The organism is Pedobacter sp. UC225_61, assembly GCF_044452285.1.
Lineage (GTDB): Bacteria > Bacteroidota > Bacteroidia > Sphingobacteriales > Sphingobacteriaceae > Pedobacter.
The window spans coordinates 1,690,346-1,705,926 of sequence record NZ_JBIOAL010000001.1; the positions used below are offsets into that span (position 1 = coordinate 1,690,346).

Below are 15,581 nucleotides of genomic sequence, written 5' to 3' on the forward strand. Positions count from 1 at the left end.
CTTTTCTCTTTTGAGTACTACTGTATTTTATTTCTTAGTCACTCTTAGCATTTCTTTAACAGCAGCTTCAATTTGAGTATCTTTTCCAGAAAGGAAAGATTCATAAGGAAGCGTAACTTTAATATCAGGTTCAACCTGTAGATTTTCAGTAGTTCTACCTTCTTTGCCAATTGTGCCAATCATTGGAATCCCAAATACAATGGTTGGGTCAATTTGAGTTTCCCACCAAACTGCAGTTCCTGTACCTGGAACAGGCATACCAATTAATTTTCCAGTTCCTGTTTGTTTATAGATGTATGGGAATATAAACGCATCACTGTAATTGCTTTCGCTCATCACAACTGTACTTGGTTTAGTCCAAGTGTTAAAGGGTTCTTGTCCTTTCAATGCATTGCCTTGTGAACTAAATGTTAAATAAGGTTTTCCACTTAAGAAAGCGTTAAGGTCATTGTGTAACCATCCACCACCATTAAAGCGAGTATCTACAATTAATGCATCTTTTTCCTTGTTTATACCTAAAGCTTCATCTACTACTACACGGTAACTTCCATCATTCATTCCACGAACGTGTACATAACCAATTTTTCCTCCGCTAAGTCTGTCAACCATCTCACGCATCCCTTTAACCCAACGTTTGTACATCAATTCGTTTTCTTCGCCAGCAGAAATGGTTTTAACAGCTTCATCAAATCTCGTTTTACCAGTTGGATCGTAAATACTTAATAAAATTGTTTTCCCAATTTCTCGGTTTAGATATTTTGTCCAATCATCAGTAGCAGCGATTTCATTTCCATTTATTTTTTCAATGATATAGCCAGCTTTAATTTTAGATTCAAATTTATCCAGAGGTCCAGAGGTTAGTACTTCTGCAATTTTAACTCCTTTGTCCGCATAAGTTTCATCTTCCAAAATTCCAATTGATGCAGTTTGATCAGGTGCAACTGGCCTTGGTGCGTATCTGCCTCCAGTATGTGATGCATTTAATTCACCTAACAACTCACTCAATAATTCTTGAAAATCGAAGTTGTTTGAAATATGAGGTAAAAATTTGGCATAACCAGCTTTATATCCATCCCAATTTACATTATGCAACTTCGGATCATAGAATTTCTGTTTTACTTGACGCCAAATATGTTCGTAAATATAAGCTCGTTCCCCAACTGTGTTTAAGGTAATTTCACCATTAATATTAATTGGAGAAATTTTTCCGTTTTCAGCATCCACTTTAACTAATCTGCCATTATTGCTTACAAAAAGTGATTTTCCATCTTTACTAATTTCTAATCCACTCGGAGACCCGCCCAATTTGGCTAGTATTTTTGTGTCGTGTGTTCTAGGCTCTGTTACCCATAAATCATACCCGTTCTCAAATTCTGCCAAATAAAAGAGTTTGTTTCCTTCATTATTTAAAGCGTAATCGCTAATTGAAGAACTGTTAATCGTAAGTTTAATCGTACGATTATCAAGATCTTTTAACTCAAGTGCATTAACTTTCTTAATACTATCTGGAGTTTTAATCTCTTTTGCAGTTGTTTTGGAAGCAACAGTTTTTGTGGTGTCTTTTTTTGCAGCATCATTTGTTTCTTTCCACAGATTAAATTCATCTTTACTAAGTTTGAAATTATCGTATGCAGCTTTATCAAAAAAAGAAATAAAGATATCCGTCTCTGCAGATCCTTGTTGCGCCAAAGATTTTCTTCCGTTTTTGCTGTTTGCCCAAGTCAATGCTTTTCCATTCATTGCCCATTTTCCACTGCTTTCTCCAAATCCACTATTAATAGGCTGAACAATTGGTCCGGATCCGTCGGCCTTAATTAATGAGATATTGCTTGCAAAGGTATAGCCATTTTGATCATCTACGACAAGCCATTTACTATCTGGACTCCAGTTAAAACCCCAATCGCCATCACTATAAGAATGATTTCGTCCTTCAGGCAATACTGTTCTCGTTTTTTTTGAAGCTAGATTATAAATCTTTAAGATGTTCCTATTTTCAACATATGCAATCTCCTTTCCATCTGGAGAAAAGTCTGGCTGAAATTCTTCTGCCGCAGTTGCAATAATTGCTTCTTCTTTCAACACAGTTGAAGCATAAAAATAAGGTTCTGATGAACGTGTTCTTTGAGCTCTGAACACATCCCAGCTTCCGTTTCTTTCTCCAGCATAAACGAGACTTTTTCCATCAGGGCTCCATCTTACCGAACGTTCTTGTTGTGGCGTATTGGTAATTCTTTTGGTTTGTCCATTTTCAACACTTGAAACAAAGATTTCTCCTCTAGATACAAATGCAATTTCTTTCCCACTAGGACTCGCTGCAAACTCGCTAATATTTGTATTAATTGGAATATTTTTTTCAATCTCTGCACTAGTTTCATTTCCAATCTCTACGTTAACTTTTCGAGGTTGACCATTGGCAGCCATCACATAAATTTCACCATTGTAGGTAAAGCATAAGGTGTTGTTATCAGCAATGCTTAAATTTCTAACTGGATAATCTTTAAAAGAGGTTAACTTTTTAGCAGGTCCAGCAGTTGGCTGACTGTATACGTTTTGAGTTCCATCTCTTTCATTTAAATAAAATATTTGATCGTCATTTGTGCTATAAATCGGTTCACGATCTTCTCCTTCAAAATCTGATATTTTTTTATAGGCATTGTTTTTTAAATCAAGTTCCCAAATATCTCGCGTTACCGAAGAAACATGATGTTTTCTAAAAGCATCTTCGTATCCTTTTCTATCTTGGAAAATAATCTTTGTGCCTTTGCTATTGTAATGTGCATTTTCTGCTCCAGCGGCACTCACTAATAATGGTCTTCCACCAGTGGCAGTCACTGTATATAAATTCAAAAATAATCCACGTTGTGGGAATCGTACACTTGCTGCGGTAGATTGATGGCCTGAAGAGAATAGTACACTTTTGTTATCCACTGTAAAATCTGATGGATAATCATTGGCACTGTTAAAGGTTAAACGTTTTGCAGCTCCGCCAGTTGCAGGTAAAGTGAAAATATCAAAATTGCCGTATCTATTACTTGCAAAAGCAATAGTTTTTCCATCATGGCTCCAAATAGGCATTTGATCGTGATATTCGGAGATAACTAAAGGAGTGGCTATCCCACCTTCGGTGCTAATTTTGTAGATATCTCCTTTGTATCCAAATGCAATAGTTTTTCCATCAGGAGATATAGACGGATACCGAAGCCATAGGGCATTGGTTTGCGCAAATGAAAATAATGCGCTAAATGAAAATGCTGTAGTGCACAGCATTCTTCTGATTAGTTTAAATTTCATAAAAGGGCGTAAAATAGGTGAGTAATTAAGTTAATTTCATTAAGCCATAATAAAGACCAGCAACATGAAGTGCTTGATCAATTTTATTATCTTTTAATAATTGTTGTACTTCTTCTATAGTATATTCTTCTACATTTAAGATTTCGTGTTCATCTAAATGCTGTTCATGAGTTTTTATTCCACCTTTTAATAAATAAGTAAAGGTTTTGTTAGTAGATGTTGCCGGATTAGGATAAAGTGTGGCAATCAATTCGCATGTTTCGAAAGTATAGCCTGTTTCTTCTTGTAATTCGCGTAAAATGGCAGTTTCAGGATTTTCGCCTTCATCAATTACTCCTCCGGGAATTTCTAAAGAAATAATATCAGCAGCAAAGCGATATTGTCGAACTAAAATGATTTTGTTTTCTTTAGTTAAAGCAATTGCATTCACCCAATTTGGATATTCAAGCACATAATAATCATCTTTTATAGTGCCATTTTGCAATTTGCAAGTATCTACTCGTAGCGTAGCCCACTTTTCTCTTACTAAATATTTTGAGGCTAGTTTCTGCCACTTTAAAATTTCCATTCTTTTTTATAGGTATTGTTGAATCATCTTCTGCCTTCCTAAATTAATTAAATGTACAACTTGATGATCATCAATTAGAGATTGATAGATTAAATTTAATTTCTGTGCAAACAAATTTGATGTTATAGGATTATTTTCAAAATCAAGTTCGCTGTAAAGGAAATCAGTTAAGGCATTTAACTTTTCGGCATTAAGGTTAGATTTTTTCAACCAATTCGTGAAACCTTCAGTATCATTTTCTAATAAGATAGACGGATTTAACCCAAAACTAGAATTTAATGTTTCATTAAATAAATCTTCAGCCTCTTTTAGCTTTAATTCAGTTTTAAAACCCATTATTCTTGCTAAAACCTGAGCAAGCTTTTCTATTTCGGCAGTAATTAAATCTCGTCTATACATGACTTTTTAATTTTATAGGTATAGTCAATTCGTTAAATTGGAAAATAGTCAATCGTAATTCTTCATGCTAAAATGGCGATTACCAGCTTCCGCTACTACCCCCACCACCAAAACTTCCACCACCAAATCCGCCAAATCCACCACCGCCTCCGCTACTTCCTCCACCGAAACCACCACCAAATCCGCCACCAGAACTACGGCCACCACCTAATAGCATACTCCAAAAAAGTGCATCAGCAACGCCTCTTCCACCAATTACCTGACTTCCACCTCCGCCACCGCCTTTTCTTAAAATGATGACGATAATTACTATAATGATCAACACAATAAAGCCTGCACTTCCTTTTCCGCCTTTAGATTTTGCTTTAGGATTGTCGTTTTTATATTCGCCTTTAATTAAAGATATAATTGAATTTGTTCCAGCATCAATGCCACCATAATAATCATTTGCTTTGAAAAATGGTTTAATATCATTTTCGATTATTCTTTTGGTATAAATATCTGGCAAAGCGCCTTCTAATCCATAACCAGTTTGAATAGCTAATTTTCTATCGCCAATGGCAATTAATAAAATTACCCCATTGTTTTTGTTTTTTCCTCCAATACCCCATTTGCGCCCTAGTTCAAGCGCATATTCGTTAATATCGTAATCGCCAACGGATTTCATAATAACAACCGCAATCTGATTAGATGTAGAATCATCATACGCTACTAGCTTTTGCTCTAGCTGTTGTATCTGACTTGAGGTGAGTGTTTGTGTATAATCGTTAACTAAAGTACTCGGCTTTGCCGGAAAATCTTGCGCAAAGCTGAAACTATAACTAAGCGTTAAAAGAAATAAGATGATCAGTTTTTTCATCAATATATAGTTTGTTTTTTAAACGTGATGAAGCTATCATGAGCACGTAGTGTTATTTTAGATAGTATGCTCATGATGGTTTCATCAGTTATTTGGGTTCAGCTTGATCCATAAATATAATATCGTTAGGCAATTCATTCACATCACCACTTTGGTAAGGGAAAAATAAAGCTAATTTTTCACCAGCTAATGCCACACCAGCAATAATTCCTTCGGCTAAATTTCCACTTAAAAAATGAGCTTTCATAGCTACTTGTGTAGTTTCCCAAAAATCAGCTGGAACAACCGTATCAATTCCACGGTCACCAATAATAGCGAATTTCTTGTCTTCGTGAGCTAGGTAAATGAGCACCCCGTTATGTTGAGCCGTTTTGTCCATTCCTAATTCAGCAAAATATTGAGTTGCTCTTTCAAAAGCACTGCCATGGCAATGTTTCTCAATGGCAATTCTAATTTCCCCTGAAGTTGCTTTTTCAGCTTCAGCTATGGCATTGGCAATTAATTCTTGTTCTTGTGTTGTGAAAAGAGACATATTCTTTTGTTTTAAAAAGTAAAGGGTAATATATGTTTAGTGCATAAACATATATTACCCCTAAATGTTAGTGTATAACTAAAATTCTACTTTAGGTGCGTTTTGAGCTCCTGCATCAGCTTTAAAACCAGCTTTCGCACTGAAGCCGAATAAGCCTGCTGTTAAATTATTTGGGAATGATCTTACTTTAGTATTGAAGGTCTGAACAGATTCGTTAAAATCTTTACGAGCAACCGTAATGCGATTTTCAGTTCCTTCTAATTGCGCAGAAAGATCGCTAAATTGTTGTGTAGCTTTTAGTTCTGGATAATTTTCAGTCAATACCATTAATTTACCTAATGCCTGAGTAATTTGACCTTGAGCAGCCTGATATTTCTCAATATTTTCCGAATTTAGTTTATCTGGATCAATCGTTATTTTACTTGCACTTGCACGAGCTTCAATTACTGCAGTCAACGTACTTTGCTCAAATTTTGCAGCACCTTTAACCGTACTTACTAAATTAGGAATCAAATCTGCTCTACGTTGATATTGTGCCTCAACATTGTTCCATTTTGTTTTTACATCCTCATCTAATTTAACTAATCCATTATAGCCACATCCACTAAATAAGGCTAATAAAACTACAACTGCAATTATTCCAATTACTACTTTTTTCATGTTATTGTTTTTGTTTTAGGTTTCTATTTCAATTTAGATATCAATATTCATACCTTGTTACGAAAACAGACAAAATACTGACAACTTGCCACAATTGACTAGTTAAATATACCAAATATTGGATAAGGTGCAAATCTGTGGAGCATTGGCGAATTGGGAACTGCGAACAGAAATCTGTATTTTTGCATATTCGAGATAAAAACTCGACAAACCCATATGCAAAAAGAAATCGAAATTACTGTCGCTCCAGAACATGTTGCTAATGAACAAGTAATTCTTCAAAATTTAGCTAGAGCCTTAAAAGTCGAAATCTCTACCATCAAACAACATAAAGTTTTAAAGCGCTCTATTGATGCCAGATCACGTAAGGTTATTTACAGATTACAGGTTAGGGCTTATATTGATGAAAATCCCATAGTTGAAGAAAGTAAATTTACCTATCAAAAAGTAACTAATGCTAAAACAGTTATTATTGTTGGTGCTGGGCCTGCTGGATTATTTGCAGCTTTACAATGTATTGAAAATGGTTTAAAACCCATTATCGTAGAACGAGGTAAAGATGTAAAGCAACGAAGAAGAGATTTGGCTGCCATTAACAAGCAAGGAGTTGTAAATACAGAATCTAACTATTGCTATGGCGAAGGCGGTGCGGGAACATATTCTGATGGTAAATTATATACACGCTCCAATAAACGTGGAGATATCAATAAGGTATTGCAAGTATTTGTGCAACATGGAGCAGAACAAGATATTTTAATTGATGCTCGACCACATATTGGCACAAATAAATTGCCTCAAATTATTACTTCAATTAGGGAAACAATTCAAAATGCTGGCGGCGAGGTGTTATTTGATTCAAAGCTTACAGATTTCATTATTGAAGAAGGGAAGATAAAAGGAATCATAATTAATCAACAACAAGAACTTTTAGCTAACTCCGTTATTTTAGCTACAGGCCATTCAGCAAGAGATATTTACGAACTACTACATCAAAAAAACATTTTAATTGAAGCTAAACCTTTTGCACTAGGGGTGCGCATTGAGCATCCTCAACAAATTATAGATAGTGCTCAATACCATTGCGATATAAGAAGTGAGTTCCTGCCACCAGCATATTATAGTATGGTAGAACAGGTAAAAACAAGAGGTGTATTCTCATTTTGTATGTGTCCCGGAGGAATTATTGCTCCTTGCGCTACGGATTTAAATGAAATAGTAGTCAATGGATGGTCTCCATCAAAAAGGAATAACCCGTATGCAAATTCGGGAACAGTAGTACAGGTTACTTTAAATGATGTTCAGGGTTACGATCCATTAAGAATGTTAAACTTTCAATCTGAGATAGAACAACTCGCTTTTGAAGCAGGAGGTGGTAATTTGGTAGCTCCCGCACAGCGGATGATAGATTTTGTAGAAAATAGATTGTCAATCGATTTGCCAAAAAACTCATATTTACCAGGAGTAAAGAGCGTGATGTTAGCTAATATTCTTCCAGATTTTGTAGCTCAAAGTTTAAGATCAGCACTTCCATTATTTGGTAAAAAAATGAAGGGATATTATACCAATGAAGCTATTTTAGTCGGTGTGGAAAGCCGTACTTCATCTCCGGTACGCATTCCGCGTGATAAAGAAACTCTTCAGCATCCACAAATCACAGGTTTATTTCCTTGTGCCGAAGGAGCAGGTTACGCCGGAGGTATAGTTTCAGCAGCAATAGATGGTATTAATTGTGCCAATGCAATTTTAAACAATTAGAACGTCTGAAACGTTATACGTATAATTTCTTGATCATGATTAATTTAATAGACGAATTAGAAAAAGCCTACAATGGCGATACGTGGCATGGAAGTAATGCTTTAAATTTGGTGTTGCAAGCAGATCCTCAAAAAGTTTTTACGCATCCAATTCCTAATGCGCATTCAATAGCAGAACTGGTATTACATCTCACGGCTTGGACAGAAGAAGTGTTAGATAGAATAGAAGGTAAGGAGGCAAAATCGCCATTGCGAGGAGATTGGCCTATGCCAATAGAAAAGTCAGAGCAAGAATGGGAGATGATAGTAAAGGATTTTTCATCAGCTAATGAAAGATTAATTTCACTTGTTAATAATTTTATGCCTTCACAATGGTCTAATATTGTTAAGGATAAACGAACTCCAGAATTAGGAACTGGTGTAAACAATTCCCAACTTATCAATGGATTAGTTCAACATCATGCATATCATTCGGGCCAGATCGCTTTACTTTTAAAATTTTAACCAAATGAAAAAGACATTAATTATAGGAGCAACCCCAAATGCAGATCGCTACGCTTACCGAGCGGCTCATATGCTTACGGCAAAAGGACACCCTATTGTGAATGTTGGTGTTAAGCAAGGCGAAGTTGCAGGTGTTAAGATCGAAAAACAAGGGGCTCCGTATCATGACATTGATACAATTACCTTATATATAGGTCCAGCTGTGCAAATCGGTTATTACGATTATATCTTACAAACCAAACCTAAACGCGTAATATTTAATCCTGGGACTGAAAATCCAGAATTTGAAAAAATGTTAGATCTTCACAATATAGAACCAGTCGAAGCCTGTACATTGGTATTATTAAGTATTGGGCAATATTAGAAAGCAAGTTGGTATATATATACTATGGCTAGTCCCGCTACGATTTCAATCTTTTATCTACTCGTTTAGGTTTCAACAACCTATACTTCATTGCAAAAAGTATTTCCGTTTATATCGGGTTTATTAAACAATCCTCAGTTCACCCATGGATTTTTCCATTCAAGCAGGCTCACTAAAGAAAAAAGTAAGGAGCAAAGATTAACAGCTCAAAGGCAAATCAGTTATCTCGAACTTCTCAGGTTGAAGTTAAATAAAAAGAGCACGCTGTTTTGCCTTAAGGTTTGCTCCGAGTTAAGGTAAGGTTAAGACCATAATAAATACGCGTCTAGTCCGCATTTTTACGTAATGACGCGGACTAGATGCGGACTAGATGCGGACTTGCTCTTAGCATGACCCAAGCATGACCCTGGTTGTTCGCATCTGGATAAAGAAGAACCAGGTAAGTGGTTACTGTCCTTGTGTTCGATAAACTAGTCTAATATATCACAGTTTATATTTTATTAGTAAACGCTGCCAATGGTATAAGTTCTTTGGTTCCGTTCTTTGCTGTCGCCTCTGGTTAGGCTTCTGGGTTGCCACTACGCCCTTGGTTAGTTAACGAAGTTGCCATGCATTCTACTACATTCCATGTGATTTCCCCTCGATCATCCCACTACAGTTACGCACTTAAACTTTTTCTAGGTGTTAATCATGCACTTAGGTAATTTGATTAAAACAATCGTTAATATTATTTGTTTACACATCTTTTTTTTCTACCTTTGCGTCCCGCTTCGGAGGAAGGGGGATGGATGCCGGAAACGGCTCTGGTAGTGCAGGGGGGAGGGATGAAAAACAAAGCGGCTTATTTATAGCCACTTAGAACAAACCTCAAAAAACTTGAAAAAAAAGTTTTGGGAAGCGGAAAAGTTTCCTACCTTTGCAACCCGCTACGGAGGTAACGGCACAGGAAGAAAGGGATGAAGGAGGAGAGGGATTTTGAAATAGGGAGGCTATATGGAAAGCAAACAACGGAGCGGAAAAAAAGTTTCGATTTTTTTTAAAAAAAGTTTGCAGGAATAAAAAAGTTTCCTACCTTTGCAGTCCCAAACAAAACGGGAGCCGATCAGCGGATGTTGAGAAGGCAGAATAAACAAGATTGAAACAATGAAAACGTCGAGTGGCGGTTCGGAACAACAAAGACCGGAACAAAGCAGAACATTGACATTGCAACATATACAGATCACCGCGAGGCACGATCGAAAAGTTCATTAAAGAGATATCATTTATACAACGCAGCGGGGCAAACAGTACGATTTCAAAGTACATGACACCAAGCTGTTTCTTAAGTCTATTCTATCAGACAACATAATAGAATACAAGACTATTTAATTTTTAATAACACTAGAATAAGAATGGTCAGTGTTCAAACAACACATTTTACAATGGAGAGTTTGATCCTGGCTCAGGATGAACGCTAGCGGCAGGCCTAATACATGCAAGTCGAGGGGTAGTGGTTGCTTGCAACCATGAGACCGGCGCACGGGTGCGTAACGCGTATGCAATCTACCTCTATCTGGGGGATAGCCCGAAGAAATTCGGATTAACACCGCATAAAATCACAGTACGGCATCGTACAATGATCAAATATTTATAGGATAGGGATGAGCATGCGTGTCATTAGTTAGTTGGCGGGGTAACGGCCCACCAAGACCACGATGACTAGGGGATCTGAGAGGATGACCCCCCACACTGGTACTGAGACACGGACCAGAACTCCTACGGGAGGCAGCAGTAAGGAATATTGGTCAATGGAGGCAACTCTGAACCAGCCATGCCGCGTGCAGGAAGACAGCCCTCTGGGTCGTAAACTGCTTTTATTCGGGAATAAACCTACTTACGTGTAAGTAGCTGAATGTACCGAAGGAATAAGGATCGGCTAACTCCGTGCCAGCAGCCGCGGTAATACGGAGGATCCAAGCGTTATCCGGATTTATTGGGTTTAAAGGGTGCGTAGGCGGCCTGTTAAGTCAGGGGTGAAAGACGGTAGCTCAACTATCGCAGTGCCCTTGATACTGATGGGCTTGAATACACTAGAGGTAGGCGGAATGTGACAAGTAGCGGTGAAATGCATAGATATGTCACAGAACACCGATTGCGAAGGCAGCTTACTATGGTGTCATTGACGCTGAGGCACGAAAGCGTGGGGATCAAACAGGATTAGATACCCTGGTAGTCCACGCCCTAAACGATGAATACTCGCTGTTGGCGATACACAGTCAGCGGCTAAGCGAAAGCGTTAAGTATTCCACCTGGGGAGTACGCTCGCAAGAGTGAAACTCAAAGGAATTGACGGGGGCCCGCACAAGCGGAGGAGCATGTGGTTTAATTCGATGATACGCGAGGAACCTTACCCGGGCTTGAAAGTTAGTGAAGTATCCAGAGATGGATGCGTCCGCAAGGACACGAAACTAGGTGCTGCATGGCTGTCGTCAGCTCGTGCCGTGAGGTGTTGGGTTAAGTCCCGCAACGAGCGCAACCCCTATGTTTAGTTGCCAGCACGTAATGGTGGGGACTCTAAACAGACTGCCTGTGCAAACAGAGAGGAAGGAGGGGACGACGTCAAGTCATCATGGCCCTTACGTCCGGGGCTACACACGTGCTACAATGGATGGTACAGAGGGCAGCAAGCTGGCAACAGCAAGCAAATCTCAAAAAGCCATTCACAGTTCGGATAGAGGTCTGCAACTCGACCTCTTGAAGTTGGATTCGCTAGTAATCGCATATCAGCAATGATGCGGTGAATACGTTCCCGGGCCTTGTACACACCGCCCGTCAAGCCATGGAAGTTGGGGGTACCTAAAGTACGTAACCGCAAGGAGCGTCCTAGGGTAAAACCGATAACTGGGGCTAAGTCGTAACAAGGTAGCCGTACCGGAAGGTGCGGCTGGAATACCTCCTTTCTGGAGTAGGAAAGACTACTCGCTGCGTAAAAAATGATACATATCTCTAAAAGGAAACACCAAGAAGACGAGCCATCGGCACGACTCAGGTCTGCAGGGGCGAGATTAACAGTCCCGTAGCTCAGCCTGGTTAGAGCACTACACTGATAATGTAGGGGTCTCCAGTTCAAATCTGGACGGGACTACAAACGCTAAGTTTTTTTGGGGGATTAGCTCAGCTGGCTAGAGCGCCTGCCTTGCACGCAGGAGGTCAACGGTTCAACTCCGTTATTCTCCACCATCACCGGTACCTGTTACAAAAGGTACGTTTATAATAAGGATGCAGCAATGCAGCCTCGGGATTGAAAAGTTCTTTGACATATTGGAAGAAGTTAATAAGAAGAGCAAACAACAATAGAGACGTTGTTAGCTTGGAGTTCCCTCGGGGACGAAGAGGTAACGACAGATCAAAAAAAGCATTTATACAGGCGCAAAAGGCTGTATAGAGAAGAAAGTAAGAAAGAGTATACGGGGGATGCCTTGGCTCTCAGAGGCGATGAAGGACGTGATAAGCTGCGATAAGCGCTGGGGATCAGCAAATATGAATTGATCCGGCGATTTCCGAATGGGGAAACCTGGCATGTTGAAGACATGTCGCACATAGTGCGCAAACCTGCCGAACTGAAACATCTAAGTAAGCAGAGGAAGAGAAAATAATAATGATTTCCTAAGTAGTGGCGAGCGAAAGGGAAAGAGCCCAAACCAGTTATGTTACGGCATAGCTGGGGTTGTAGGACTACGATGTGATTATAATGCAATGAAGTGGAACGGGATGGGAAGCCCGGCAAAATAGAGTGATAGCCTCGTACACGTAAGTACCATTAGTCTAGTAGTATCCTGAGTACCGCGAGGTCGGAGACGCCTTGTGGGAATCTGCCGGCACCATCCGGTAAGGCTAAATACTCCTGAGAGACCGATAGTGAACCAGTACCGTGAGGGAAAGGTGAAAAGAACCCCGAACAGGGGAGTGAAATAGAACCTGAAACCGTATACTTACAAGCGGTCGGAGCGTCCAGGTGGCGTGACGGCGTGCCTTTTGCATAATGAGCCTACGAGTTACTCTTCTCTGGCAAGGTTAAGTGTTTAAGACACGGATCCGAAGCGAAAGCGAGTCTGAATAGGGCGTATAGTCAGGGGAGGTAGACGCGAAACCTTGTGATCTACCCATGGACAGGTTGAAGGTGCGGTAACACGTACTGGAGGACCGAACCGATAAACGTTGAAAAGTTTCCGGATGATCTGTGGGTAGGGGTGAAAGGCTAATCAAACTGGGAAATAGCTCGTACTCCCCGAAATGTTTTTAGGAACAGCGTGGTGGTTAAGTTATATAGAGGTAGAGCTACTGATTGGGTGCGGGGGAGTCAAATCCTACCAAATCCAGACAAACTCCGAATGCTATATAATATACACTGCAGTGAGGCCCGGGGTGCTAAGGTCACGGGCCGAGAGGGAAAGAACCCAGACCATCAGCTAAGGTCCCTAAATTACCGCTAAGTTGAACTAACGAGGTGCGATTGCATAGACAGCTAGGATGTTGGCTTGGAAGCAGCCATTCATTTAAAGAGTGCGTAACAGCTCACTAGTCGAGCGATCGTGCATGGATAATAAACGGGCATTAAGTGGTATACCGAAGCTATGGGTAATATTAATATTACGGTAGGGGAGCATTCCAGCGGCAGCGAAGTTGTAGCGTGAGCTATGGTGGAGCTTCTGGAAAAGCAAATGTAGGCATAAGTAACGATAAGGCGGGAGAGAAACCCGCCCACCGAAAGGATAAGGTTTCCTGATCAACGCTAATCGGATCAGGGTTAGTCGGGGCCTAAGGAGAACCCGAAGGGGATATTCGATGGACAACGGTTTAATATTACCGTACTTTTTATAGATGCGATGTGGGGACGGAGTAGTGACACTGCCGCGAACTGACGGAATAGTTCGTTAAAGACTGTAGGTATTAGAATGGTAGGCAAATCCGCCAATCTAGCTGAACGTCGATAGTACCGCAAGCCTTCGGGTGAGTGGATAGCGCAGGTAATCAGACTTCCAAGAAAAACCGCTAAGCTCCAGTCTATAAAAACCCGTACCGCAAACCGACACAGGTATCCGGGAAGAGAATTCTAAGGTGCTCGAGTGAATCATGGCTAAGGAACTCGGCAAAATGGCCCTGTAACTTCGGGAGAAGGGGCGCTGGTAGCAATATCAGCCGCAGTGAAAAGGCCCAGGCGACTGTTTAACAAAAACACATGGCTTTGCAAAATCGAAAGATGAAGTATAAGGCCTGACACCTGCCCGGTGCTGGAAGGTTAAGAGGGGATGTCATCCGCAAGGAGAAGCATTGAATCGAAGCCCCAGTAAACGGCGGCCGTAACTATAACGGTCCTAAGGTAGCGAAATTCCTTGTCGGGTAAGTTCCGACCTGCACGAATGGTGTAACGATCTGGGCGCTGTCTCAGCCATGAGCTCGGTGAAATTGTGGTCCCGGTGAAGACGCCGGGTACCCGCAACGGGACGGAAAGACCCCATGCACCTTCACTACAATTTAACATTGACATTGGATACAGGATGTGTAGGATAGGTGGGAGGCTTTGAAGCGGCGTCGCTAGGCGTCGTGGAGCCAACGTTGAAATACCACCCTTTTTGTATTCGGTGTCTAATCCCGCCCAGCGGGAGACATTGTTTGATGGGTAGTTTGACTGGGGTGGTCGCCTCCAAAAAGGTAACGGAGGCTTTCAAAGGTAAGCTCAGTACGCTTGGTAACCGTACGTGGAGTGCAATAGCATAAGCTTGCTTGACTGTGAGGCAGACAAGCCGAGCAGGGTCGAAAGACGGATATAGTGATCCGGTGGTTCTGCATGGAAGGGCCATCGCTCAAAGGATAAAAGGTACGCTGGGGATAACAGGCTGATCTCCCCCAAGAGCTCATATCGACGGGGAGGTTTGGCACCTCGATGTCGGCTCGTCACATCCTGGGGCTGGAGAAGGTCCCAAGGGTTCGGCTGTTCGCCGATTAAAGTGGCACGCGAGCTGGGTTCAGAACGTCGCGAGACAGTTCGGTCCCTATCTGTTGTGGGCGTAGGAATTTTGAGTGGGGCTGACCTTAGTACGAGAGGACCGGGTTGGACTAGCCTCTAGTGAATCTGTTGTTCCGCCAGGGGCATTGCAGAGTAGCTACGCTGGGGATAGATAAGCGCTGAAAGCATCTAAGTGCGAAACTAGCCACGAGATGAGAATTCCATATAGGACCGTAGAAGACTACTACGTCGATAGGTTACAGATGTAAAGCTGGTGACAGCACAGTCGAGTAATACTAATCATCCGAAGCTTTCAAGAGCAACACGTTGTTTGCTCTTCCAAACTAACTTCTTTCAATAATATGTCATTCTAGGCTGGACCCTTGTCCACCTATTAACGATATTCAGGTGCCTATATCGGCGGTGTCCACCTCTTCCCATTCCGAACAGAGAAGTTAAGCCCGCCAGAGCCGATGGTACTGCAGTAACATGTGGGAGAGTAGGTCGGTGCCAGATCCTAAAGAAGCCCTGTAACGAAAGTTGCAGGGCTTTCTTGTTTATACACAATTTCAATATGGAATAAAAAGATTGACAATATAAGGTAGTCCTAGAAAAAGCAGGAGTACATTACTTCTTAAAGAACTTTAATGCCTTTCCAAATCGA

General features: G+C 40.6%; 9 protein-coding genes, 2 tRNA genes and 3 rRNA genes. 8 read left to right on the forward strand and 6 right to left on the reverse strand.

What is annotated here, in order from left to right; all coding sequences use genetic code 11:
- Window positions 1-27: 27 nt before the first annotated feature.
- The 6 genes from ACHMWN_RS08050 to ACHMWN_RS08075 all read right to left on the reverse strand — a co-directional run bounded on the left by ACHMWN_RS08050 (window position 28) and on the right by ACHMWN_RS08075 (window position 6,309).
- The gene (locus ACHMWN_RS08050; protein WP_397299467.1) at window positions 28-3,291 is read right to left on the reverse strand and encodes a S41 family peptidase; all 3,264 of its coding nucleotides are present in this window, start codon (window positions 3,289-3,291) and stop codon (window positions 28-30) included.
- A 25-nt stretch (window positions 3,292-3,316) separates the two neighbouring features.
- Complete coding sequence (locus ACHMWN_RS08055; protein WP_397299469.1) at window positions 3,317-3,859, reverse strand: NUDIX hydrolase; 543 nt, start codon at window positions 3,857-3,859, stop codon at window positions 3,317-3,319.
- A gap of 6 nt (window positions 3,860-3,865) precedes the next feature.
- A complete protein-coding gene (locus tag ACHMWN_RS08060) occupies window positions 3,866-4,258 on the reverse strand; it encodes a hypothetical protein (RefSeq protein ID WP_397299472.1) in 393 nt (130 codons plus the stop codon).
- Window positions 4,259-4,337: 79 nt separating this feature from the next.
- Complete coding sequence (locus tag ACHMWN_RS08065) at window positions 4,338-5,117, reverse strand: TPM domain-containing protein (protein ID WP_397299474.1); 780 nt, start codon at window positions 5,115-5,117, stop codon at window positions 4,338-4,340.
- 88 nt (window positions 5,118-5,205) lie between these two features.
- Entirely contained in the window at window positions 5,206-5,649 is a 444-nt protein-coding gene (locus ACHMWN_RS08070; protein ID WP_372820480.1) for a TPM domain-containing protein, read from the reverse strand.
- Window positions 5,650-5,727: 78 nt separating this feature from the next.
- Window positions 5,728-6,309: a LemA family protein gene (locus ACHMWN_RS08075; RefSeq protein ID WP_397299478.1), complete on the reverse strand. Its 582-nt coding sequence runs from the start codon at window positions 6,307-6,309 to the stop codon at window positions 5,728-5,730.
- A gap of 216 nt (window positions 6,310-6,525) precedes the next feature.
- On the opposite strand from ACHMWN_RS08075, the gene ACHMWN_RS08080 reads away from it, so the two are divergent.
- From ACHMWN_RS08080 to rrf, 8 genes are all read left to right on the forward strand, one after another.
- Complete coding sequence (locus ACHMWN_RS08080) at window positions 6,526-8,064, forward strand: NAD(P)/FAD-dependent oxidoreductase (RefSeq protein WP_397299479.1); 1,539 nt, start codon at window positions 6,526-6,528, stop codon at window positions 8,062-8,064.
- Between the two features lie 35 nt (window positions 8,065-8,099).
- Entirely contained in the window at window positions 8,100-8,567 is a 468-nt protein-coding gene (locus ACHMWN_RS08085; RefSeq protein ID WP_397299482.1) for a DinB family protein, read from the forward strand.
- A gap of 4 nt (window positions 8,568-8,571) precedes the next feature.
- Window positions 8,572-8,931: a CoA-binding protein gene (locus tag ACHMWN_RS08090; protein ID WP_397299484.1), complete on the forward strand. Its 360-nt coding sequence runs from the start codon at window positions 8,572-8,574 to the stop codon at window positions 8,929-8,931.
- 1,418 nt (window positions 8,932-10,349) lie between these two features.
- Window positions 10,350-11,870: ribosomal RNA gene (locus ACHMWN_RS08095) — 16S ribosomal RNA — on the forward strand.
- 110 nt (window positions 11,871-11,980) lie between these two features.
- Window positions 11,981-12,055 (forward strand) — tRNA-Ile (locus ACHMWN_RS08100).
- Between the two features lie 18 nt (window positions 12,056-12,073).
- Window positions 12,074-12,150: transfer RNA gene (locus tag ACHMWN_RS08105), tRNA-Ala, on the forward strand.
- Between the two features lie 207 nt (window positions 12,151-12,357).
- Window positions 12,358-15,236 (forward strand): 23S ribosomal RNA (locus ACHMWN_RS08110).
- An 85-nt stretch (window positions 15,237-15,321) separates the two neighbouring features.
- A 5S ribosomal RNA gene (rrf, locus tag ACHMWN_RS08115) occupies window positions 15,322-15,433 on the forward strand.
- Together the 16S, 23S and 5S rRNA genes with 2 tRNA genes alongside form the textbook arrangement of a ribosomal RNA operon.
- The last annotated feature ends 148 nt before the right edge of the window (window positions 15,434-15,581 follow it).